At 48.4% G+C, this 244-nt stretch carries 1 protein-coding gene; it reads left to right on the forward strand.

The window, feature by feature from the left end; genetic code table 11:
- The coding region (locus tag HBA93_RS22875) for a hypothetical protein (RefSeq protein WP_221724757.1) at positions 1-244 on the forward strand (244 nt) is incomplete at both ends.

Genomic DNA, 244 nt, shown 5'->3' on the forward strand with positions numbered 1-244 from the left:
ATGTTTTTATTGGTGCCAATGCTGATATTGCAAGCTCAATGACCAACGGACACGCTATATACGCTAATAAAGGAGGCCTTGTTCAACTCGGCGACGGCGCAAAAGTCAGCACGACCGGCAACAATGCCTATGCCTTGTACGCATCGCGCGAACAGCAAGGCAATTATAAAGACAATGTACGGCAAGGTTATATTTATCTGGGCGGTGGCGCTACATTGCGCGCCGAAAACAGCCCGATTGTTAT

Source organism: Ochrobactrum sp. SFR4, from assembly GCF_019730395.1.
GTDB lineage: Bacteria > Pseudomonadota > Alphaproteobacteria > Rhizobiales > Rhizobiaceae > Pseudochrobactrum.